This window comes from Pseudomonas sp. MWU318, from assembly GCF_016756945.1.
Lineage (GTDB): Bacteria > Pseudomonadota > Gammaproteobacteria > Pseudomonadales > Pseudomonadaceae > Aquipseudomonas > Aquipseudomonas putida_A.
Genome location: NZ_JAESJL010000003.1, coordinates 88,973 through 109,455, shown reverse-complemented (window position 1 = coordinate 109,455; position 20,483 = coordinate 88,973). Strand labels below are relative to the sequence as shown.

The following is a 20,483-nucleotide window of genomic DNA, read 5'->3' as shown; positions in this document are numbered from 1 at the left end:
CGATCTTTTAGCGCTCCACGCGGGCACTGCGATACGCCGCCGGCCCAACCCCGTAAACCTGCTTGAACTGCCGGCTCAGATGACTCTGGTCGGCAAAACCCAACTGCATGGCGACTTCTACCGGCAGACAACCACTCTGCAGTAAACCCCGGGCGGTGGCGATGCGTTGCTGCATCAGCCAGGTGTGCGGCGGCATGCCGGTGGCGCGGCGGAATACCCGGGCGAAGTGGAAGGGCGACAGGTTCACCGCGGCCGCCAGTTCTTCCAGCGATGGCGGCGCCGCGAGTTGCGCATGCAGCAGTTCCTTGGCCATTACCACCGCACGATGCTCCTTGCCCGGTTTGCCGTTGATCTGCACCGCCGCATGGCGCTGCAACAGCAGCATCATCATTTCGCGCCACATCGTCTGCTGTTGCAGCGCGGTGGCGGGGCTTTCCAGCAAGCGATGCAGCTGACAGAAACCGTTGACCAGATCCGGGTCGCGGTACAGCGTCGCGCCAAACGCCGGCATCGGTGCGGTGGGCAGTTCCAGTTCTTCGAGCAGTGAAACGATCTGTCCGGTATCGGGATAAAACGCCCGGTACAGCCAGCCGTCCTCGGTGCCCTTGTGCCCGGTGTGCAATTCGTCCGGGTTGATCAGCACCAGCGTGCCGCTGCCAGCCAGGTGTTCGGCGCCGCGATAGCGATAACGCTGGGCACCGGCCATGATCATGCCGATCACATAGCCGTCGTGGACGTGCGGGGCGAAGCGATGCTCGATGTAGCGCGCCGACAGCAACTCGACCCCGGCCAGTGGCGCGGTCTGCCAGAAACGGATCGACTCGCCCTGGTCGCTCATGACGTCACACGGGCCAACCATTGCGGGATGCGCCGTTCCAGGTAGTAACCGGGCTGGCGCAACGTGCCATCGACAAACCCGACATGCCCACCCTTGGCCTGCAGCTCGAACAGCGTGGTGGCGGACAACTCCTCGGCCGTCGGCAGGCTGTGGGGGAACACGAACGGATCGTCGGCGGCTTGAATGATCAGGGTCGGGGTGCGGATTTCACCGAGAAAGTAGCGACTCGATGCCCGGCGATAGTAATCCTCGGCATCGGTAAAACCATGCAACGGCGCAGTGATCCGGCCATCGAAGTCCCAGAAGGTGCGCATGTTCTCCAGCGAACCGAGCGCCGCCAGAGCCGCCAGGCCATCCTCGCGTCCGTCATGCTGGAACTGGCGTTGCTTGTTCTTGATGTAGGCGACCATCTCGCGCATGAAGTGCGCCTGATAGACCTTGGAGAAGCCTTGGCCAATGCGGTCTGCACACTGATCAAGACGAAACGGCACCGACACCGCCACTGCCCCGAGCACGCCGCTGTCGCTGCCGGTCTCGCCCAGATGCTTGAGCAACACATTGCCGCCGAGGGAATAGCCGACCGCATATAGCGGCGCCAGTGGCCGCTTGGCGCGCAGGTGTCTGATGGCTTCGGCGAGGTCTTCGCTGGCGCCGGAGTGGTAGCTGCGGGGCAGCAGGTTGGGTTCGCCGGAGCAGCCGCGCCAGTTCAGCGCGACACTGGCCCAGCCTTGCGCGGCGAGTGCTGCCTGAATCCCGGCAACGTAAGGCGAATTGGAAGAACCGGTCAACCCGTGCAATACCAGCACTAGCGGCGCGTCGGCGCTGTGCGGGCCATGCCAGTCGAGATCGAGGAAATCCCCGTCGTCCAGCCACAGGCGTTCACGCTCGCGATCCAGGTGGACGGTTTTGCGCCACAGCGGCCCCCACAAGGTTTGCAGGTGCGGATTGCCGAGGCCGAAGGCGGGGGTGAAGCGTTCAGTTTCCAGAGGGCACACACCTTTTGTGGCGAGGGAGCTTGCTCCCGCTGGGGCGCGAAGCGGCCCTTTTTGGGGACTGCTGCGCAGTCCAGCGGGAGCAAGCTCCCTCGCCACAGGGTTGTTCAATACGTTCAGTTAACGGCCATACGTTGCCACAACGCGTAGTACACCCGCCCGGATTTCTGCTCGCGGTGCAGGCGCCAGTTGCCCGGCAGACCCAGCGTCGAAGGCGCGGTCTCGCTTTCAGTGTAGATCCACGAATCCCGCGCCAGCCATTGGCGCTCTTCCAGCAGGGTGCAGACGGCCGGAAGCAGGTTCTGGTTGAACGGCGGATCGAGGAACACCAGATCAAACGGCGTGGCGACCTGGGTTTCCAGATAGCGCAGCGCATCGGCGGTCTGCACCTGACCATTGGTGCAGCGCAGGGTACCGAGGTGTTCTTTCAGGCTCGAAACAGCAACGTGGCTGGCATCTAGCGCCTGACCCATGGCCGCGCCACGCGACAGTGCTTCAAGAAACAGCGCGCCGCTGCCGGCGAACGGGTCCAGCACCTTGGCCCCGGCCACATACGGTGCGAGCCAGTTGAACAGGGTCTCACGCACGCGGTCCGGTGTCGGGCGCAGGCCCGGCGCATCGGGGAAGCTCAGTTTGCGGCTGCGCCATTCGCCGCCGATGATGCGCAGCTGATTCACACCGTTGTGGACGTTCTGCGCAGGTTTTTTAGGACGAGTAGCCATTAATGCTCCGGAACCCCGAGCGGTTGCTCGGCAGGTTTATCAGATGGGGCCGGTAACGGCTTTTGCGGCACGGTCGGGCCAGCGCTGACGATGACCAGTTTGTCCGTGCTCAGGTGTTTGTTCATTGCGTCTTTGACCTGCTCGACAGTCAAGCTCTGGGACTGACGCATGAAGTCATCCAGATAGCTCAACGGCAGATTATAGAAGCCCATGGCGCCCAGCTGGCCGACGATATCGGCGTTGCTCGCGGTGGACAGCGGGAAGCTGCCGGCCAGTTCGCGTTTGGCGTCGTCGAGTTCTTTCTGGGTCGGGCCGGTCTTCAGGTAATCGGCGAGCACGTCCTGCACCAGTTTCAGCGTGCCTTCGCTCATTTCCGCGCGAGTCTGCAGGTTGATCATGAACGGGCCGCGAGCCTGCATCGGGCTGAAACCCGAGTACACGCCATAGGTCAGGCCGCGCTTCTCGCGCACTTCGCTCATCAGGCGGGTGCCGAAACCGCCGCCACCGAGGATCTGGTTACCCATCGACAGCGCCGCGTAATCCGGATCGTCACGGTCGATGCCCAGTTGCGCGAGCAACAGGTTGGTCTGCTTCGACGGGAACTCGATGTGATTGACGCTGGCTTTCGGTTCCTGCGGCTGAGCGATCTTCGCCAGCGCCGGGCCTTTAGGCAGCGCGCCGGAGACCTGATTGGCAATCGCCTCGGCTTCGGCGCGAGACAAGTCACCGACCAGCGCGATCACCACGTTGCCGGCCGCGTAGGCCTTGGCGTGGAATTCACGCAGTTGCGCCAGAGTGATCTTCGGCACGCTCTGCGGGTTGCCGTCGCTGGAATGCGCATACGGGTGGTCGCCGTACAAACGCTTCATCAGCTCGAGGCTGGCGAGTTTGCCGGGGTTCTGTTCCTGGTATTCGAAACCGGCGAGCATCTGGTTCTTGATGCGCGCAAAGGAGTCGGCCGGAAAGGTCGGTTTGCCCACCACTTCGGAGAACAGCTTCAACGCCGGCTCGCGCTTGTCGGCGGCACTCAGACTGCGCAGCGAAGCCAGCGCCATGTCCTTGTAGGCACCGTTGCCGAAATCTGCACCGAGGCCTTCGAAGCCTTGGGCGATGGCGCCGACGTCTTTGCCGGCCACGCCTTCGTTGAGCATGGCGTTGGTCAGGACTGCCAGACCCGGTGCATTGCCGTCCTGACTGCTGCCGGCGGCGAAGATCAGGCGCATATCGAACATCGGCAGCTCATGGGCTTCCACGAACAGCACCTTGGCGCCTTCGGCGGTGTTCCAGGTCTGCACGTCGAGCTTGCGGCTGGCCGGGGACTTGCCATCGAGTTCGGCCAGCGATTGCAGCTTCTGGCTGGTCTTGGCGTTGTCCAGAGCTTCACTGGCGCCGGTTTTGACACCGGGCATCAGATAGAACGCGGCGGAGCCGATCACTGCAATGGCGATCAGGCCGAGCAACAGGCGTGGGGATTTGCGCTCACTCATGAGTCGTCTCCAGTGGCAGGACGTGGGCGACGCTGAGACGTTCGCGGGTGAAATACAGCTTGGCGGCGTTCTGGATGTCTTGCGGGGTCACGCTTTCCAGGTCGGCGAGTTCGGTGTCCATCAACTTCCACGACAGCCCGACCGTTTCCAGTTGGCCGATGGCGGTGGCCTGGCTGGTGATCGAATCACGTTCGAACACCAGACCGGCAATCACTTGTGCCCGCACGCGCTCGAGTTCTTCGACGGACGGTGCGGTGGTTTTCAGCTGTTCCAGCAGTTTCCACAGACCGGCTTCAGCTTGCGCCATGGTCTTTTTCTTCTGCGTGTTCGGCGTCGCCGACAGGGTGAAAAGGCTGTCGCCACGGGTGTAGGCGTCGTAGCTCGACGAACCGCCGGAGACCAGCTCTTCGCCGCGCTCCAGTTGCGTCGGGATGCGCCCGCTGTAGCCACCGTCGAGCAACGCCGAGATCAGGCGCAGGGCGTTGACCGAGCGCTTGTCTTCAGCGGTGGCGATGCTGGGCACGTTGAAACCGAGCATCAGGCTGGGCAGTTGAGTCTGCACATGCAGGGTGATCTGGCGCTCACCCGGCTCGGCCAGTTCCAGCGGTTTCTTCGCCGGTGGCACGTCGCGCTTGGCAATCGGTCCGAAGTAGCGTTGGGCGAGGGTCTTCACTTCATCGGGGGTGACGTCGCCGACCACTACCAGCGTGGCGTTGTTTGGCACATACCAGGACTGATACCAGTGGCGCAGCTCTTCGACCTTCATCCGATCGAGGTCGGCCATCCAGCCGATGGTCGGTGTGTGGTAGCCGCTGGCCGGGTAAGCCATCGCCTTGTAACGCTCGTAAGCCTTGGACATCGGCTTATCGTCAGTGCGCAGGCGACGCTCTTCCTTGATGACTTCGATTTCCTTGGCGAACTCGTCAGCCGGCAGGCGCAGATTGGCCATGCGGTCGGCTTCCAGTTCGAACGCTACGCCCAGACGGTCGCGGGCCAGCACCTGGTAATACGCGGTGAAATCGTCGCTGGTGAAGGCGTTTTCTTCGGCGCCCAGGTCGCGCAGGATCAACGAGGCTTCGCCGGGGCCGACTTTCTCGCTGCCCTTGAACATCATGTGCTCAAGCGCGTGGGACAGACCGGTCTGGCCCGGGGTTTCGTAGCTGGAACCGACCTTGTACCAGACCTGCGACACCACCACCGGCGCGCGATGGTCTTCGCGCACGACGACCTTCAGGCCGTTGTCGAGGGTGAATTCGTGGGTCGGTTGCGGGTCGGCCGCCAAGGCCGAAAGGGGCAGGCAGACTGTGCTGAGCAGCAGGCCTGCAGCGCGGCGGGCTAGAGCATTCATTCGTTTTTTAACCTGTTGGGCTGCCCGCTTGGTCTTAGCGTCGGCGGGCGAGAGGGTGCTAGGATACTGATCCGTTTTACCGGCGACCACGCCTATCAGGTTTTCAGGCCTGATGCGGTTGTATAGGTTGGCGGCAGAAAGCTGCGGTTTATCGACTAGACTTCGCTTTTTCGCCGATTTTGCCGATTTAGTCCTTCGTTAATACGAATCTTTGGGGTGCCGCTGGCGCCTCGACAAAATGTTGCGCGTGAACAAGCTGGATGAAACACAGTCTGTTCTGCATCGAATATTTATTTGCCGGGGCGCCCTTATGGCGCGTCGCTACCGTGAGATAGCCGTCCTCCATGTTTGGTTCCAACGACGACAAGAAGACCCCAGCTGCGGCTGGCGAGAAGAAAAGCCTGTTCGGATGGCTGCGTAAGAAACCGCAGGAACCCGTCGTCGAACAGCCGCCCGCGATTCCTGAACCGGCTCCGACGCCAGCGTCTGCTATAGAAGAAGAGCCGGCGCCGATCGTGCTGCCGATTGCCGAGCCGGTGCTGCAACCGGTCGAGCCCGAGCCAGAACCTGAAACCCCGGTGGCGGCCGAGCTGCCACTGACTCCGGCGGCCGAGCCGTGGCTGACCTTGCCGGTGGCGGAAGAGCCGGTGGCCTTGGTCGAAGAGGCCGCGCCGCATGTGACACCGCCGATTCCGGCGCCTGCCGCGTTCGTCCCTGAAGTCGCTCCGGCGCCAGTGGTTGAGCCGGTTGTCGAGCCTGCGCCGGTTGTTCCCGAGCCAGTGACCCCGGTGGTCGTCGCCCCTGTTGCGCCGGTCGTTCAGCAGCCCGAGCCTGCACCTGCACCTGCACCTGCACCTGCACCTGCACCTGCACCTGCACCGGTCGTCGCTGCTCCGGTGGTGCCGGTAGACGTGGTTGCTGAAACGCCAGTCGAAGTCCCGCGCAGCGAAGAAACCAAAGTCGGCTTCTTCGCCCGCCTCAAGCAAGGCCTGTCGAAAACCAGCGCCAGCATCGGCGAGGGCATGGCCAGCCTGTTTCTCGGCCGTAAAACCATTGATGACGATTTGCTCGATGAGCTGGAAACCCGTCTGCTGACCGCCGACGTCGGTGTCGAAGCCACCACGCAGATCATCCAGCGCCTGACTCAGAAGGTTGCACGCAAAGAGTTGGCTGACGCCGACGCTCTGTACAAGTCGTTGCAGGCCGAGCTGGCGGCAATGCTCAAACCGGTCGAGCAACCGCTGAAAATCACTTCGCAGAACAAACCGTTCGTGATTCTGGTGGTCGGCGTCAACGGCGCCGGCAAGACCACCACCATCGGCAAGCTGGCGAAGAAGCTGCAACTGGAAGGCAAGAAAGTCATGCTCGCCGCCGGTGACACCTTCCGCGCCGCTGCCGTTGAGCAACTGCAGGTCTGGGGCGAGCGCAACAAGATCCCGGTGATTGCCCAGCACACCGGTGCCGACTCCGCGTCGGTGATCTTCGACGCCGTGCAGGCCGCAAAGGCCCGTGGCATTGACGTGCTGATCGCCGACACCGCCGGTCGTCTGCACACCAAAGACAACCTGATGGAAGAGCTGAAGAAAGTTCGCCGGGTGATCGGCAAGCTCGACGCCGACGCACCGCACGAAGTGCTGCTGGTACTTGATGCCGGCACCGGTCAGAACGCGATCAACCAGGCCAAGCAATTCAACCAGACCGTCGAACTGACCGGCCTGGCGCTGACCAAGCTCGACGGTACCGCCAAGGGCGGGGTGATTTTCGCCCTGGCCAAGCAGTTTGGCCTGCCGATCCGCTACATCGGCGTCGGTGAAGGCATCGACGATCTGCGTACCTTTGAAGCCGAACCCTTTGTCCAGGCACTGTTTGCCGAACGGGAGCGTTCATGATTCGTTTCGAACAGGTCGGTAAACGCTACCCGAACGGTCACGTCGGCTTGCATGAGCTGAGCTTTCGAGTGCGTCGTGGCGAGTTTCTGTTTGTCACCGGTCACTCCGGTGCCGGTAAGTCCACGCTGTTGCGCCTGTTGCTGGCGATGGAGCGTCCGACCAGCGGCAAACTGCTGCTGGCCGGGCAGGATCTGAGTACCATCAGCAACGCACAGATCCCGTTCCTGCGTCGGCAGATCGGCGTGGTGTTCCAGAATCACCAGTTGCTGTTCGATCGCACGGTGTTCAACAACGTCGCGCTGCCGCTGCAGATTCTCGGCTTGTCCAAGGCCGAGATCGCCAAGCGCGTCGATTCGGCGCTGGAGCGCGTGGCGCTGTCGGATAAAACCGATCTGTACCCGGGCGATCTCTCCACCGGTCAGCAACAGCGCGTCGGCATCGCCCGCGCCATCGTCCACCGTCCAGCCCTGCTGCTGGCGGACGAACCGACCGGTAACCTCGACCCGCGTCTGGCGGCCGAGATCATGGGCGTGTTCGAAGACATCAACCGGCTGGGCACCAGCGTGCTGATCGCCAGTCACGACCTGGCGCTGATTGCGCGTATGCGGCACCGCATGCTGACCCTGCAACGCGGCCGATTGATCGGCGACGGGGAGGCCAGCGTATGAGTGCGACACGCAGTCCGAAGGTTTCCGAGCGCGTGGCCCCGAAAGCCGCCGACCCGCAACCGCCAAAGAAGAAAAAACACGACGATGACGACGGCCCGGACTTTTCCACGCTGTTGCGTTCGTGGATCGAAAGTCACCGTGCCAGCCTGCTCGACAGCCTGCGGCGCCTCGGCAAGCAGCCGATCGGCAGCTTCTTCACCTGCATGGTGATGGCTGTGGCGCTGAGCCTGCCGATGGGCTTGTCACTGCTGATCAACAACGTCGAGCGTCTCGGCGGTTCGTGGCAGCGTGCGGCGCAGATTTCGCTGTACCTGCAGCTGGATGCCACGCCCGCGCAGGGTGAATCGTTGCGCGAGCAGATCAAAGGCATGCCCGGCGTCGCTGATGCCGAATATGTCGGTCGTGATCAGGCGCTGGAAGAGTTTCAGCAGCAGTCCGGTCTGGGCGAAGCCCTGCGCGAGCTGCCGGAGAACCCGCTGCCGGGCGTGGTGCTGGTGACCCCGAACGAGGTCGACAAGCCGACTCTGGAAGCATTAAGACAAAAACTTTCCGAGCTGCCCAAGGTACAACAGGCGCAACTTGATCTAGTCTGGGTCGAGCGTCTGGCCGCCATCCTCAAGCTCGGTGACCGCTTTGTCTTCGGTCTGACGGTGCTGCTGGTTTCTGCATTACTTTTGGTGATAGGCAATACCATTCGTCTTCATATTGAAAACCGCCGCACAGAGATAGAAGTGATTAAACTCGTCGGCGGCACTGACAGTTATGTGCGTCGCCCCTTTCTTTATATGGGCGCGTTGTATGGCTTCGGTGCGGGTGTTTTGTCCTGGGGTGTGCTGGCGTTTGGCCTGAATTGGCTGAACGACGCGGTGGTTGGACTGGCCGGCTTGTACGGCAGTGATTTTGCGCTGGCCGGAGTGCCAGTTGCCGACGGTCTGTCGCTCTTGCTTGGCGCGGTGCTGTTGGGTTATATCGGTGCATGGATTGCAGTCGCACGTCATCTCAGGGAGCTGGCGCCGAAGTAGAATCTTTTTTGCGCGTGATTGACCTTGCGGTTTTTTTGGGAACTTGTACTTGAATTCCCGGTCAATTTTTCGCAGTGCCGAGAGGCACGAGTATGTAAGTGGGAGGTTTTTTCGCATGACCAATTCTTTGCAACCTGCGTACGCGTTGGTTCCGGGTGCGAACCTGGAAGCCTATGTGCACACCGTCAACAGCATTCCATTGCTGACGCCGGATCAGGAGCGTGAACTGGCCGAGAGTCTCTACTATGAGCAGGATTTGGGGGCGGCTCGGCAGATGGTGCTCGCCCACCTGCGATTTGTCGTACACATTGCCCGTAGCTATTCCGGCTACGGTCTGGCTCAGGCTGACCTGATCCAGGAAGGCAACGTCGGTCTGATGAAGGCGGTAAAACGCTTCAACCCGGAAATGGGTGTGCGTCTGGTGTCGTTCGCCGTGCACTGGATCAAGGCGGAAATTCACGAGTTCATCCTGCGCAACTGGCGCATTGTGAAGGTCGCGACCACCAAGGCCCAGCGCAAGCTGTTCTTCAACCTGCGCAGCCAGAAGAAACGTCTGGCGTGGCTGAACAACGAGGAAGTCCACCGTGTGGCGGAAAGCCTTGGCGTCGAACCACGTGAAGTGCGCGAGATGGAAAGTCGTCTGACCGGCCACGACATGGCTTTCGACCCGGCTGCAGAAGCTGACGACGACAGCGCTTTCCAGTCGCCGGCCAACTACCTGGAAGACCACCGGTACGACCCGGCGCGTCAACTGGAAGATGCCGACTGGAGCGACAATTCCAACCACAACCTGCACGAAGCGCTGGAAGTGCTGGACGAACGTAGCCGCGACATCCTCTACCAGCGCTGGCTGGCAGAGGAGAAAGCCACGCTGCACGACCTGGCGCAGAAGTACAATGTGTCGGCCGAGCGGATCCGTCAGCTCGAGAAGAGCGCGATGAACAAGCTCAAATTGTCGATCGCCGCATAACCGGCGCTTGGCAAACAAAAACGCCCCGATCAGCGATGATCGGGGCGTTTTTTTATGCGCCTATGTCAGGGCAGCATTAATCCCTGTGGGAGCTGGCTTGCCAGCGATGGCGTCGAGTCAGTCATGTAGATGGTGGCTGAACCACCGCTATCGCGGGCAAGCCCGCTCCCACAGGGATTTTCAGTGTCTACAAGAACAGTGAGGGCTATCGAGACCAAGGCGCCCGGCGCGAATCATCAAGCCCCAGCAGGTAACTGGTCCCGCCCAACTGACTCATCTGTTGCCGAATCCACCCGGCCCGGCGCGACACATACGCTGTCGGATGGCTGGCGCTCCACACGCGCGGGTTAGGCAGCACCGCCGCCAGATAACTCGCCTGCTGACGCGACAGTGACTTGGCGCTCACGCCAAAGTGATGGCGTGCCGCCGCTTCGGCACCAAACACTCCGTCATCCCACTCGACGCTGTTCAGGTACACCTCAAGAATCCGCTGCTTGGGCCAGAACACCTCGATCAGCGCGGTAAACCACGCCTCCAGACCTTTGCGCAGATAACTGCGACCGGACCACAGGAACAGGTTCTTGGAGACTTGTTGGCTCAAGGTGCTGGCACCGCGAATCGAACCGCCGAGTTCGTTGTGGGCCAATGCCGCCTGGATCGCGCCGAAGTCAAAACCCCAGTGCTCGGGAAACTTCTGATCTTCGCCGGCCATGACCGCGACCTTGAGGTCGTCGGAAATCTCGTCCCACGGTTTCCAGGTGCGCTGCAGGTCAATCGGCTCGCCGTCGACCCAGGATTCGATCTTGCGCTCGACCATCAGGGCCGTGCCCGGCGGCGGTACGAAGCGAAACAGCAACACCAGCAATACACTGCCGCCCGCGAACCAGAGCAGGGCCTTCGTGAGACGACGCAAAAGTGAACGCAGCATAGAGATGGCTTGGCCGAACCGATAGAGCGGGCCATTATACAGACCCTGCCGAACGAGTCTGACTGGAGTTCCACATGCTGCGTGGCTTTCTGATGCTGGCCGCTTTCTTTGGTTTTACCGGTGTGGGCCTTGGCGCCTTCGCCGCTCATGGCCTGAAGAGCCGCCTGACCCCCGAGTATCTGGCGATTTTCCACACCGGCGTGACCTATCAACTGGTGCACACCCTGGCGCTGTTCGGCGTTGCGCTGCTGGCCACGCAGATTCAGGGACGGCTGGTTACCTGGGCTGGTATCTCGTTCGCCGTCGGCATCCTGTTGTTCTCGGGCAGCCTGTATGTGCTGACCACCACCGGCATCAGCAAGCTCGGCATCATCACCCCGTTCGGCGGCCTGGCGTTTCTGGTTGGCTGGGTGTGTCTTGGACTTGCCGCTTGGCGCCTGCAGTAAACCGCTTGACGCTTGGTGCTGACCTTTAGGTCATGATCGGGCTAGAATGCCACCCCCTAAAAATGATGGCGGCCAGGCGCATGCGCATTCAGTTGAACGGCGAATCCCTTGAACTGCCCGACGGTGAAACCGTTGCGGCCCTGATTGCCCGTATGGACCTGACCGGTCGCCGGGTGGCAGTCGAACTCAATCTGGATATCGTCCCGCGCAGCCAGCATGCCGACACCGTGCTCAACGACGGCGACAACGTCGAAGTGGTGCACGCCATCGGCGGCGGCTGATCGCCGGCCCGCAAGGGCACAGAATTCTGCAAGACCCTCACCCCTAAAGAGGATTCCCCATGAGCATCGTTCGCAGCGACAAGCCTTTTGTTCTGGCCGGTCGTACTTACCAGTCGCGTTTGCTGGTCGGTACCGGCAAGTACCGTGACATGGAAGAAACCCGCCAGGCCATCGAAGCCTCGGGTGCCGAGATCGTCACCTTCGCCGTGCGCCGCACCAACCTGGGCCAGATCGAAGGCGAGCCGAACCTGCTCGAAGTGCTGTCGCCGGATCGCTACACGTTCCTGCCGAACACTGCTGGTTGCTACGACGCTATCGAGGCCGTGCGCACCTGCCGCCTGGCCCGTGAGCTGCTCGATGGTCACAACCTGGTGAAGCTGGAAGTGCTGGCCGACCAGAAAACCCTGTTCCCCAACGTGATCGAAACCCTCAAGGCCGCCGAAACGCTGGTCAAGGAAGGCTTCGACGTGATGGTTTACACCAGTGATGACCCGATCATCGCCCGGCAACTGGCGGAAATCGGCTGCATCGCGGTCATGCCGCTGGCCGGTCTGATCGGTTCCGGTCTGGGGATCTGCAACCCGTACAACCTGCAGATCATCCTCGAAGAAGCCAAGATTCCGGTGCTGGTGGATGCCGGTGTCGGTACCGCCTCCGACGCCACCATCGCCATGGAACTGGGCTGTGACGCGGTGCTGATGAACTCGGCCATCGCCCATGCTCAGCAACCGGTGATGATGGCCCAAGCCATGCAACACGCGATCGTCGCAGGCCGTCTGGCCTACCTCGCCGGCCGCATGCCGAAAAAACTCTATGCCAGCGCCTCTTCGCCGCTGGATGGTCTGATCAAGTAAGAGCCATTGATGACTGAATCGAACGACACGCCTATCCAGAGGGAAGAGGGCGACGAGCGCCAACACCGCCGCATCAAGAGCTTCGTGATGCGCGCCGGGCGCATGACCGAAGGCCAGCAACGGGGTCTGGACCAGGGCGCGCCGCTGTACGTGCTGCCGCTGGCCGACGCGCCGGTGGATTACGATCAAGTGTTCGGCCGTTCGGCGCCGCGCTCGCTGGAGATCGGTTTCGGCATGGGCCACTCGCTGCTGGAAATGGCTGCGGCGGCGCCGGATCAGGACTTCATCGGAGTTGAAGTGCACCGTCCGGGTGTTGGCGCGCTGCTCAATGGCGTGCTGACCCAGGGCCTGACCAACCTGCGGGTCTACGATTGCGACGCGATTGAAGTGCTCAACCGCTGCATCGCCGACAACAGCCTCGATCGCCTGATGCTGTTCTTCCCGGATCCATGGCACAAGAGCCGTCACCACAAGCGTCGCATCGTTCAGGCGTCCTTCGCCGAGCTGGTGCGCAGCAAGCTGAAGGTTGGCGGCATCCTGCACATGGCCACCGACTGGGAACCGTACGCCGAGTACATGCTGGAAGTGATGAACGTCGCCCCGGGCTACCGCAACCTCGCCGAAGACGGCAAATGCGTACCGCGCCCGGCCGAACGCCCGATCACCAAGTTCGAACGCCGCGGCGAACGTCTTGGGCATGGCGTGTGGGATCTGAAGTTCGAAAAAATCGCTTAAGCAACACGCAATAAAAACTGTGGGAGCGAGCCTGCTCGCGAAAGCGGTCTGACATTCAACGATGAGGTTGAATGTTAAGACGTCTTCGCGAGCAGGCTCTCTCCCACATTTGTTTTAGGTTCACGGTGCAAGCGGTGTAGGAGCTGCGGCACGCTGCGATCTTTTGATCTTGATTTGAAGATCAAAAGATCGCAGCGTGCCGCAGCTCCTACAGTTGTTTTGGGGGTACTGAAAGATCAGCGGCGGTCAGCGACTACGCCGATAAGCACCAGCACCACCAGCAGCACCGGTGCCAGGCTGTAGTTGTTGAACTGGCTCAGGCCCTTGACCACCCACGGCGTCGCATAGATCAGCGCGGCGCCGCTGCCGATTACGCACAGCAGGGCCATCAGCGGTACGCGCAAGGCGCCGGCGATGCTGCCCAGGCGTTGTTCGACCCAGCCTTTGAAGTCGGCGCCGAACAGCACCAGCAGGCAGCCCACCAGGGCCAGGGCGATTTCCGAGAGGTTGCTGCGGCTCCAGCGGGACACGGTGGCGAGCAGATCGAGTATCAAATCCATGCGGTTTTCCTTAGGGCGGCCGTGGGGCTCAGCTCAGAAATTTCTGCAGCAAGTCGTTGAGAAACAGTTGTCCGCGCTCGGTGGCCGCCAGACGTGACGGTTCGACCTGCATCAGGCCACTTTGTTCGGCCTCGCGGCGGTGTTCGGCGAGACTTTCCAGCGGCAGGCCGGTGCGTTCGGGATACAGGCGTGATTCCACCCCGGCAGTCAGGCGCAGGGCGTTCATCAGGAACTCGAACGGCATCTCGTCATTGCTCAGGGCTTTCTCGCCGGCCTGGAAACTCTTGGCTGGGTTGAGATAGTCCTTCGGCAGGCGTGTCTTCCAGGTGCGGACGATGCGCCCGTCCGGATGACTGAGCTTGCCGTGGGCGCCAGCACCGATGCCGATGAAGTCGCCGAAACTCCAGTAATTGAGGTTGTGCCGCGCCGACCGCCCGGGCTGGGCATAGGCCGAAACTTCGTATTGCGCGTAACCGTGCGCGGCCAGCAGCGCTTGTCCGGCTTCTTGAATGTCCCACAGCGTGTCGTCTTCCGGCAGCACCGGCGGCTGGTTCCAGAACACCGTGTTCGGCTCCAGTGTCAGCTGATACCAAGAGATGTGCGTCGGTTTCAGTTCGATGGCCTGACGCAGGTCGCTCAAGGCATCGTCCAGCGACTGATCGGGCAGGCCGTGCATCAAGTCGAGGTTGAAGTTATCGAACCCGGCCTGACGCGCCATACCTGCCGCGCGCACCGCTTCGTCGCCGTTATGGATGCGCCCGAGGGCTTCGAGTTTCTGCTGCTGGAAGCTCTGAATGCCGATCGACAGGCGATTGATCCCGAGCTTGCGATACGCAACGAACTTCTCTTGCTCGAAGGTGCCGGGATTGGCTTCCAGGGTGATCTCGATGTCGTGGGCAAACGGGATGCGCTGCTCGACGCCTTTGAGCAAGCGCCCGAGGGCTTGCGCGCTGAACAGGCTCGGCGTACCGCCACCGAAGAAGATCGAACTGATTTCACGGCCATACACCGCGTGCAGGTCCTGATCGAGATCGGCCAGCAACGCGTCGACGTATTCCTCTTCTGGCAGCACCGGGCTGGCGGTGTGCGAGTTGAAATCGCAATACGGACATTTGCGCACACACCACGGAATGTGGATGTACAGCGCCAGAGGCGGTAGCGTAGGCAGCGGCGCCCGAGGCGAAGAGGCGGCGCCGCCGATGATCAGCGACGACGCGGGGTAGCTGTCGGTCATTTCAGGCCCAGACGCTGGCGCAGCAGATCCATTGCACGGGCGCGGTGGCTGATCTGGTTCTTGTCGGCCGGGCTCAGTTCGGCGCTGGACACGTTTCGCTCCGGCACCCAGAACAGCGGGTCGTAGCCGAAACCGTGCTCGCCGCTGGCGGCGGTCAGGATGCGCCCGTGCCACAGGCCTTCGCAGAGGATCGGCAGCGGATCATCGGCATGCCGCACCAGTGCCAGCACGCAGACGAACTGCGCGCCGCGCTCGGCTTGCGGCACGTCTTTGAGGGCCTCGAGCAGTTTGGCGTTGTTCGCCGCATCGCCCTTGCCGTCGGCATAGCGCGCCGAGTAGATGCCCGGGGCGCCGCCGAGGAAATCCACCGCCAGACCGGAATCGTCGGCCAGCGCCGGCAGGCCGGAGATGCGCGCGGCATTGCGTGCCTTGAGGATCGCGTTCTCGACGAACGACAGGCCGGTTTCCTCCGGTTCGACCTTGCTCCATTCGCCGATCGAGCGCAGTTGCACCGAGTCGCCGAGCATGGCCTGGAGTTCCTTGAGTTTGCCGGCGTTATGGCTGGCCAGTACGAGTTGCGTGAGGTTCATCATTCGCCGGGAAAGAGTTCTTGGTTGAAGTTGATGGTGTTGATCTTGTCACCGTTCTGCACCTTGATTTCAAAGGTGCGGGTTTCCTGCTGCTCCACCGGGTACTGGGCGATGTAGTAGATCGCGCCCTGTTCGGTAACCTGGCGGAAGTTCAGCGGCACGCTCTGGCTGGTCAGGTCTTTGACAGTGCCGGTGACGTTGGCGATCAGCGGTTTGCCGTCCTTGATCACCGAGACATTGATCACGCCCTGGTTCTTGCTGCGGATCAGCTCGGCTGCTTTGGCGATGTCGGGTGTCAGGAAGGTCGAGTTGAAGGTGTTGTAGTGCACGGTAACGTCACCGAACACTTCCTTGCGTTCGCCCTTGATGGCATCGGCGGCCACCGCCGACAGACTCAGGCAGGCGGCCAATAGCACAGTAATCAAGCGACCCATGATCGTTCTCCTCGAAATGTCGTGGTTCAGACCGCGACCCGATGATCTGCAAGCACCGGGCTGCTGACGCGGTAGATACCAATCTCACCTAACAGATTAGGCCATAGCTTACTGGCCCACCCGTGGCGGTGCTGTTGATCCACGGCAAGCCGATCAATGACCTTCGCGTCACGTTCGCGACAAAGTTCTTCAAAGTCTTCGAAGGTGCAGAAGTGAATGTTCGGCGTGTTGTACCAGGTGTACGGCAGAAACTCCGACACCGGCATCCGGCCCTTGCTTGCCAGATACCAGCGGCAGCGCCAGTGACCGAAGTTGGGGAAGGTGATGATGCACTGACGACCGACCCGCAGCATCTCGTCGAGGATCTTGTCCGGGTAGTGCACGGCTTGCAGGGCCTGGGTCATGACGACGATGTCGAAACTGTTGCTGGCGAAGTTGCCCAGCCCCTTGTCCAGATCCTGCTCGATGACGTTGATGCCCTTGGCCACGCACTCGGCGATGTTGTCGGCGTCGTTTTCCAGGCCATAACCGGTGACGTTCTTGTTATCGCGCAGCCAGGTCAGCAATTCGCCGTCGCCGCAACCGAGGTCGAGCACGCGGCTGCCGGCGGGGATCCATTCCTGGATGATTTCCAGATCAGCTCTCATGGCTTGTTCACACCGTAATTCGGTTCATGTAATTGCCGAACGCCTGCAAATAGCGCGGGATCGGAATCAGGAAGGCGTCGTGGCCCTGGGGTGCATCAATTTCCAGATAGCTGACGTCTTTGCGTGCCGCCATCAGCGCGTCCACGAGTTCTCGCGAGCGAGCCGGGGAGAAGCGCCAGTCGGTGGTGAACGACATCACGCAGAACTTGGCGGTGGCGTTTTCGAAAGTTTTCGCCAGGTTATCGTCGAAGTTCGCCGCCGGATCGAAGTAATCCAGCGCCTTGGTCATCAACAGATAAGTGTTGGCATCGAAGCGCCCGGAGAATTCTTCGCCCTGATAGCGCAGGTAGCTCTCGACCTGGAACTCGACGCTGTGGAAGTCGTAGTTGAGCTTTTCACTCTTCAGGCCACGGCCGAATTTTTCGCCCATCGAGTCGTCGGACAGGTAGGTAATGTGCCCGACCATCCGCGCCAGCATCAGCCCGCGCTTGGGGATCACCCCTTGTTCCTGGAACGAACCACCGTGGAACTCCGGGTCGGTAAGGATCGCCTGGCGCGCCACTTCGTTGAAGGCGATGTTCTGCGCCGACAGCTTGGGGGCCGAGGCGATGGCCAGGCAGTGGCGCACGCGATCCGGGTAGGTGATGGTCCACTGCAAGGCCTGCATGCCGCCGAGGCTGCCGCCGATCACGGCGGCGAACTGGCGGATGCCGAGCAGGTCAGCCAGACGCGCCTGGCTGTGCACCCAGTCTTCGACGGTGAGCACCGGGAAGTCGGCGCCGAACGGCTTGCCGGTCTCCGGGTTGAGACTGCTCGGGCCGGTAGAGCCGTTGCAGCCGCCCAGATTGTTCAGGCTGACCACGAAGAACTTGTTGGTGTCGATCGGTTTGCCGGGGCCGATGCAGCTGTCCCACCAACCGGGCTTGCGGTCGTCGGCGCTGTGATAGCCGGCGGCATGGTGGTGCCCGGACAACGCGTGGCAGATCAGCACGGCGTTGCTCGCCTGCGCGTTCAGCGTGCCGTAGGTTTCGTAGATCAGGTCGTAGGCGGGCAGCGAACGGCCACAGGCCAGGGCCAGAGGTTCACTGAAGTGCGCCGTTTGCGGCGTCACCAGACCAACAGAATCGGGGGGAAAGGCAGCTGGCATCGACCCTGCTCTCGTTGAAATGAGGCGTAAGTCTAAAGACCGGGGGGGTTAGCGGCAAGCAAGGATAAGGCCTGATCGTTGATTAAGCGAAGTCCTTGTGGTGAGGGGATTAATCCCCGATGGCTGCGTAGCAGCCCTGTAATCTTTGGCCGTGCCGAGAGAATGCGGTTGGCAACAACCAGGGGGCCGCTTCGCGCCCCATCGGGGATAAATCCCCTCACCACAGTGGATCAGGCTGGACGCACCAGATCAGGCAACTCCGGCAGCTTCTTGGGCGCACAGATCTTCACCCGTTTCTGCCGGTTCAACTCGCCGCTGAGCAAACTGACCTGGCTTTTGGAAACCCCAAACGCCTTGGCCAGAAAGCCCATCAGATATGCATTGGCCTTGCCCTCGACCGGCGGCGCGGTGAGGCGGATCTTCAGGCGGTCACCGTGCAGCCCGGCGAAATCATCGCTGCGGGCTGCCGGTTGCAGATGACATTCGAGGATCAGATCGTCGCCGTCCCAGCGAAACCAGCTCACATCAGCAGGCGCAGGATGTCCGGCATCATGGTCATCGCCGCCAGATTGTTGATCACCAGCATGTCGATCAGCTTCAGCGCCAGGAAGGCGAAAATCGGCGACAGGTCCAGTCCGCCGAGGTTCGGCAGAATCTTGCGGAACGGTGCCAGCGCCGGCTCGCAGATCTGGTTCACCAGTTCAGCGCCCGGGTTGTGGCTGCCCGGGGCGACCCACGACAGGATCACGCTGATGATCAGGGCGAAGAAGAAGATCTTCAGGAACAGCGCGGTCACGCCGATGATCGACCAGATGAACAGCTGCAGCGGGTTGCCGGTGGTGCCATAGGTCAGCAGCAGGGTCAGGGCCATCAGCGCCAGCTGCACCAGAATCGCCAGCACCAGCGATGACATGTCGAGGCCGAAGATGCTCGGGATGATCCGGCGCAGTGGCTTGAGCAGCGGCTGGGTAGCCTTGACCACGAATTGGCACAGCGGGTTGTAGAAGTTTGCGCGCACCAGTTGCAGGACGAAGCGCAACAGCACGATCAGCAGGTACAGGCTGCCGAGGGTTTGCAGCACGTAAACCGCTGCGGTGTTCAATCCAATCATGTAAGGCTCCTTATTTGCCCAGTTGTTCAGCCATTTCGGCCGAGCGGTGCGCGGCGGCGCCGAGTGCTTTTTCTACCAGGGCTTCGAAGCCGTTAGCCTGGAATGATTTGATCGCGGCCTCTGTGGTGCCGTTTGGCGAGGTCACGCGGCGGCGCAGTTCGGCAGCGTCGACATCGCTGGATACCGCCATGTGCGCGGCGCCCAGAGCCGTTTGCAGGGTCAGTTGCTCGGCGATTTCCTTTGGCAGGCCGAGTTTGACGCCCGCGGCGGTCATCGCTTCGATCAGCAGGAAGAAATACGCCGGGCCGGAACCGGAGACGGCGGTCACCGCATCGAGTTGCTGCTCTTCGTCCAGCCACAGCGCGATGCCGACGGCGGACAGCAGCTCTTCAGCCTGTTGACGCTGTTCGGCGGTCACTTCGCTGGTGGCGTACAGGCCGCTGACGCCCTGGCGCAGCAGTGCCGGGGTGTTGGGCATGCAGCGCACGATCGGCTGCTCGCCAAGCCACGCAGTCATGCTCGCGCAGGTGATGCCGGCGGCGATCGACACCACCAGTTGCTGCGGTTTCAGACTTGGGCGGATGGCTTCGCACACAGCTTTCATCGCCTGTGGCTTGACCGCCAGCACGATCACGTCGACGCCATCAATAGCCTGCGCGTTGTCGGCGAAGGTTTCGATGCCGTGTTCGGCGCTGACGCGTTGGCGGGTCTCTTCGCCCGGATCGCTGGCGCGAATCTGGCTGGCTTGCAGACCCTTGGCCCGCAGGCCGCCGATCAGGCTGGCGGCCATGTTGCCGGCACCGATAAAGGCAATGCGTGTGTTGCTCATGTCAGGTCCTTTTTCAGATGGCTGTCGGTCATTGCTGACCGTAATCTCTGGCGCCAAACAGGGCGGTACCGATCCGCACCCAAGTGGCGCCTTGAGCGATGGCCGACTCGAGGTCGTGGCTCATGCCCATGGAAAGTGTGTCGAGCGGCAGATTCAGGCTGGCCTGCAAACGTTGCACGGCAGCAAAAGCGGCATCTTGTTCGGCGCGATCTTCGGTCGGCTCGGGAATCGCCATCAGCCCGCGCAGTTTCAATCGGGGCAGGGCGCTGATGGCCTCGGCCAGCGCCGGCAGGTCGGCCGGGGTGCAGCCGGACTTGCTCGCCTCACCACTGACGTTGACCTGAATGCAGATGTTCAGCGGCGGTAGCTCGGCCGGGCGCTGTTCGGACAGGCGTTGGGCGATTTTCAGGCGATCCACGGAGTGCACCCAGTCGAAATGCTCGGCAATGGCGCGAGTCTTGTTCGATTGAATGGGGCCGATGAAGTGCCAGATCAAGGGCAGGTCGGCCAGTTCGAGCTGTTTGCCCAAGGCTTCCTGCAGATAGTTCTCGCCGAAGTCACGCAGGCCGGCGGCGTAGGCTTCACGCAGGGCCTGCGCCGGTTTCGTCTTGCTGACGGCGAGCAATTGAACGCTGTTTTCGGCGCGCCCGGCAGCAGCGGTGGCAGCCTGGATACGCGAACTAACCTGAAGGATGTTGTCTGCTATCGTGGACATCAAGAGGCGCCGGCGGTCTGAAGGTTCGCGGCATTC

At 61.8% G+C, this 20,483-nt stretch carries 24 protein-coding genes; 8 read left to right on the top strand and 16 right to left on the bottom strand.

Annotation, left to right across the window (positions count from 1 at the left end; translation table 11 throughout):
• Positions 1-7: 7 nt before the first annotated feature.
• The 5 genes from JN524_RS08560 to JN524_RS08540 form a co-directional block, all read right to left on the bottom strand.
• A complete protein-coding gene (locus JN524_RS08560; RefSeq protein ID WP_108591874.1) occupies positions 8-838 on the bottom strand; it encodes an AraC family transcriptional regulator in 831 nt (276 codons plus the stop codon).
• A complete protein-coding gene (locus tag JN524_RS08555) occupies positions 835-1,833 on the bottom strand; it encodes a hydrolase (protein WP_202369082.1) in 999 nt (332 codons plus the stop codon). Before JN524_RS08555 ends, JN524_RS08560 begins: the two co-directional genes overlap by 4 nt.
• A 113-nt stretch (positions 1,834-1,946) precedes the next feature.
• Complete coding sequence (rsmD, locus tag JN524_RS08550) at positions 1,947-2,552, bottom strand: 16S rRNA (guanine(966)-N(2))-methyltransferase RsmD (RefSeq protein ID WP_202369081.1); 606 nt, start codon at positions 2,550-2,552, stop codon at positions 1,947-1,949.
• Complete coding sequence (locus JN524_RS08545) at positions 2,552-4,039, bottom strand: M16 family metallopeptidase (protein ID WP_202369080.1); 1,488 nt, start codon at positions 4,037-4,039, stop codon at positions 2,552-2,554. Before JN524_RS08545 ends, rsmD begins: the two co-directional genes overlap by 1 nt.
• A complete protein-coding gene (locus JN524_RS08540; RefSeq protein WP_202369079.1) occupies positions 4,032-5,387 on the bottom strand; it encodes a M16 family metallopeptidase in 1,356 nt (451 codons plus the stop codon). The genes JN524_RS08545 and JN524_RS08540 overlap by 8 nt, the downstream gene beginning before the upstream one ends.
• 344 nt (positions 5,388-5,731) lie before the next feature.
• On the opposite strand from JN524_RS08540, the gene ftsY reads away from it, so the two are divergent.
• From ftsY to rpoH, 4 genes are all read left to right on the top strand, one after another.
• Entirely contained in the window at positions 5,732-7,276 is a 1,545-nt protein-coding gene (gene ftsY, locus JN524_RS08535; protein ID WP_202369078.1) for a signal recognition particle-docking protein FtsY, read from the top strand.
• A complete protein-coding gene (ftsE, locus tag JN524_RS08530) occupies positions 7,273-7,944 on the top strand; it encodes a cell division ATP-binding protein FtsE (protein ID WP_009051326.1) in 672 nt (223 codons plus the stop codon). The genes ftsY and ftsE overlap by 4 nt, the downstream gene beginning before the upstream one ends.
• Positions 7,941-8,966 (top strand): permease-like cell division protein FtsX, encoded by a 1,026-nt coding sequence (gene ftsX, locus JN524_RS08525; protein ID WP_007964135.1) that lies wholly within the window; start codon positions 7,941-7,943, stop codon positions 8,964-8,966. The genes ftsE and ftsX overlap by 4 nt, the downstream gene beginning before the upstream one ends.
• A 115-nt stretch (positions 8,967-9,081) precedes the next feature.
• The gene (rpoH, locus tag JN524_RS08520) at positions 9,082-9,936 is read left to right on the top strand and encodes an RNA polymerase sigma factor RpoH (RefSeq protein WP_202369077.1); all 855 of its coding nucleotides are present in this window, start codon (positions 9,082-9,084) and stop codon (positions 9,934-9,936) included.
• 205 nt (positions 9,937-10,141) lie between these two features.
• On the opposite strand, the gene mtgA is transcribed toward rpoH, so the two are convergent.
• On the bottom strand, positions 10,142-10,864 hold the full coding sequence (gene mtgA / locus JN524_RS08515; protein WP_202369076.1) for a monofunctional biosynthetic peptidoglycan transglycosylase: 723 nt from the start codon (positions 10,862-10,864) through the stop codon (positions 10,142-10,144).
• Positions 10,865-10,938: 74 nt separating this feature from the next.
• Between mtgA and JN524_RS08510 the strand changes: the two genes are divergently transcribed.
• The 4 genes from JN524_RS08510 (at position 10,939) to trmB (ending at position 13,180) form a co-directional block, all read left to right on the top strand.
• Positions 10,939-11,310, top strand: coding sequence for a DUF423 domain-containing protein (locus JN524_RS08510; protein ID WP_202369075.1), 372 nt, complete (start codon positions 10,939-10,941; stop codon positions 11,308-11,310).
• Between the two features lie 80 nt (positions 11,311-11,390).
• The gene (thiS, locus tag JN524_RS08505; protein ID WP_027610571.1) at positions 11,391-11,591 is read left to right on the top strand and encodes a sulfur carrier protein ThiS; all 201 of its coding nucleotides are present in this window, start codon (positions 11,391-11,393) and stop codon (positions 11,589-11,591) included.
• Between the two features lie 59 nt (positions 11,592-11,650).
• Complete coding sequence (locus JN524_RS08500; RefSeq protein ID WP_007964131.1) at positions 11,651-12,445, top strand: thiazole synthase; 795 nt, start codon at positions 11,651-11,653, stop codon at positions 12,443-12,445.
• A 9-nt stretch (positions 12,446-12,454) separates the two neighbouring features.
• Positions 12,455-13,180 carry a tRNA (guanosine(46)-N7)-methyltransferase TrmB gene (gene trmB / locus JN524_RS08495; RefSeq protein ID WP_202369074.1) on the top strand — a complete coding sequence of 242 codons (726 nt, stop codon included), beginning with the start codon at positions 12,455-12,457 and terminating at the stop codon, positions 13,178-13,180.
• Positions 13,181-13,416: 236 nt separating this feature from the next.
• Here the strand turns inward: trmB and JN524_RS08490 are convergent, their stop codons facing one another.
• The 10 genes from JN524_RS08490 to JN524_RS08445 form a co-directional block, all read right to left on the bottom strand.
• The gene (locus JN524_RS08490) at positions 13,417-13,740 is read right to left on the bottom strand and encodes a DUF3392 domain-containing protein (protein ID WP_003229134.1); all 324 of its coding nucleotides are present in this window, start codon (positions 13,738-13,740) and stop codon (positions 13,417-13,419) included.
• Between the two features lie 28 nt (positions 13,741-13,768).
• Entirely contained in the window at positions 13,769-14,974 is a 1,206-nt protein-coding gene (gene hemW / locus JN524_RS08485; protein ID WP_237403008.1) for a radical SAM family heme chaperone HemW, read from the bottom strand.
• A complete protein-coding gene (rdgB, locus tag JN524_RS08480) occupies positions 14,971-15,567 on the bottom strand; it encodes an RdgB/HAM1 family non-canonical purine NTP pyrophosphatase (protein ID WP_096795762.1) in 597 nt (198 codons plus the stop codon). Before rdgB ends, hemW begins: the two co-directional genes overlap by 4 nt.
• The gene (locus JN524_RS08475) at positions 15,564-15,998 is read right to left on the bottom strand and encodes a DUF4426 domain-containing protein (RefSeq protein ID WP_027610575.1); all 435 of its coding nucleotides are present in this window, start codon (positions 15,996-15,998) and stop codon (positions 15,564-15,566) included. The genes rdgB and JN524_RS08475 overlap by 4 nt, the downstream gene beginning before the upstream one ends.
• Before the next feature lie 26 nt (positions 15,999-16,024).
• Positions 16,025-16,645, bottom strand: coding sequence for a methionine biosynthesis protein MetW (gene metW / locus JN524_RS08470; RefSeq protein ID WP_003229126.1), 621 nt, complete (start codon positions 16,643-16,645; stop codon positions 16,025-16,027).
• A gap of 7 nt (positions 16,646-16,652) precedes the next feature.
• Positions 16,653-17,792, bottom strand: coding sequence for a homoserine O-succinyltransferase MetX (metX, locus tag JN524_RS08465; RefSeq protein WP_202369073.1), 1,140 nt, complete (start codon positions 17,790-17,792; stop codon positions 16,653-16,655).
• Between the two features lie 230 nt (positions 17,793-18,022).
• Entirely contained in the window at positions 18,023-18,316 is a 294-nt protein-coding gene (locus JN524_RS08460; protein WP_095137544.1) for a DUF167 domain-containing protein, read from the bottom strand.
• Positions 18,313-18,903: a YggT family protein gene (locus tag JN524_RS08455; RefSeq protein ID WP_096795760.1), complete on the bottom strand. Its 591-nt coding sequence runs from the start codon at positions 18,901-18,903 to the stop codon at positions 18,313-18,315. The genes JN524_RS08460 and JN524_RS08455 overlap by 4 nt, the downstream gene beginning before the upstream one ends.
• Positions 18,904-18,913: 10 nt before the next feature.
• On the bottom strand, positions 18,914-19,732 hold the full coding sequence (gene proC, locus JN524_RS08450; protein ID WP_103369354.1) for a pyrroline-5-carboxylate reductase: 819 nt from the start codon (positions 19,730-19,732) through the stop codon (positions 18,914-18,916).
• A gap of 28 nt (positions 19,733-19,760) precedes the next feature.
• Positions 19,761-20,447 (bottom strand): YggS family pyridoxal phosphate-dependent enzyme, encoded by a 687-nt coding sequence (locus tag JN524_RS08445; protein WP_202369072.1) that lies wholly within the window; start codon positions 20,445-20,447, stop codon positions 19,761-19,763.
• Between the last annotated feature and the right edge of the window lie 36 nt (positions 20,448-20,483).

Coding starts and splice junctions, on each gene's coding strand:
- JN524_RS08560 (WP_108591874.1), bottom strand. CDS start 838: ATGAGCGACCAGGGCGAGTCGATCCGTTTCTGGCAGACCGCGCCACTG.
- rsmD (WP_202369081.1), bottom strand. CDS start 2,552: ATGGCTACTCGTCCTAAAAAACCTGCGCAGAACGTCCACAACGGTGTG.
- JN524_RS08545 (WP_202369080.1), bottom strand. CDS start 4,039: ATGAGTGAGCGCAAATCCCCACGCCTGTTGCTCGGCCTGATCGCCATT.
- JN524_RS08540 (WP_202369079.1), bottom strand. CDS start 5,387: ATGAATGCTCTAGCCCGCCGCGCTGCAGGCCTGCTGCTCAGCACAGTC.
- ftsY (WP_202369078.1), top strand. CDS start 5,732: ATGTTTGGTTCCAACGACGACAAGAAGACCCCAGCTGCGGCTGGCGAG.
- ftsE (WP_009051326.1), top strand. CDS start 7,273: ATGATTCGTTTCGAACAGGTCGGTAAACGCTACCCGAACGGTCACGTC.
- ftsX (WP_007964135.1), top strand. CDS start 7,941: ATGAGTGCGACACGCAGTCCGAAGGTTTCCGAGCGCGTGGCCCCGAAA.
- rpoH (WP_202369077.1), top strand. CDS start 9,082: ATGACCAATTCTTTGCAACCTGCGTACGCGTTGGTTCCGGGTGCGAAC.
- mtgA (WP_202369076.1), bottom strand. CDS start 10,864: ATGCTGCGTTCACTTTTGCGTCGTCTCACGAAGGCCCTGCTCTGGTTC.
- JN524_RS08510 (WP_202369075.1), top strand. CDS start 10,939: ATGCTGCGTGGCTTTCTGATGCTGGCCGCTTTCTTTGGTTTTACCGGT.
- thiS (WP_027610571.1), top strand. CDS start 11,391: ATGCGCATTCAGTTGAACGGCGAATCCCTTGAACTGCCCGACGGTGAA.
- JN524_RS08500 (WP_007964131.1), top strand. CDS start 11,651: ATGAGCATCGTTCGCAGCGACAAGCCTTTTGTTCTGGCCGGTCGTACT.
- trmB (WP_202369074.1), top strand. CDS start 12,455: ATGACTGAATCGAACGACACGCCTATCCAGAGGGAAGAGGGCGACGAG.
- JN524_RS08490 (WP_003229134.1), bottom strand. CDS start 13,740: ATGGATTTGATACTCGATCTGCTCGCCACCGTGTCCCGCTGGAGCCGC.
- hemW (WP_237403008.1), bottom strand. CDS start 14,974: ATGACCGACAGCTACCCCGCGTCGTCGCTGATCATCGGCGGCGCCGCC.
- rdgB (WP_096795762.1), bottom strand. CDS start 15,567: ATGATGAACCTCACGCAACTCGTACTGGCCAGCCATAACGCCGGCAAA.
- JN524_RS08475 (WP_027610575.1), bottom strand. CDS start 15,998: ATGGGTCGCTTGATTACTGTGCTATTGGCCGCCTGCCTGAGTCTGTCG.
- metW (WP_003229126.1), bottom strand. CDS start 16,645: ATGAGAGCTGATCTGGAAATCATCCAGGAATGGATCCCCGCCGGCAGC.
- metX (WP_202369073.1), bottom strand. CDS start 17,792: ATGCCAGCTGCCTTTCCCCCCGATTCTGTTGGTCTGGTGACGCCGCAA.
- JN524_RS08455 (WP_096795760.1), bottom strand. CDS start 18,903: ATGATTGGATTGAACACCGCAGCGGTTTACGTGCTGCAAACCCTCGGC.
- proC (WP_103369354.1), bottom strand. CDS start 19,732: ATGAGCAACACACGCATTGCCTTTATCGGTGCCGGCAACATGGCCGCC.
- JN524_RS08445 (WP_202369072.1), bottom strand. CDS start 20,447: ATGTCCACGATAGCAGACAACATCCTTCAGGTTAGTTCGCGTATCCAG.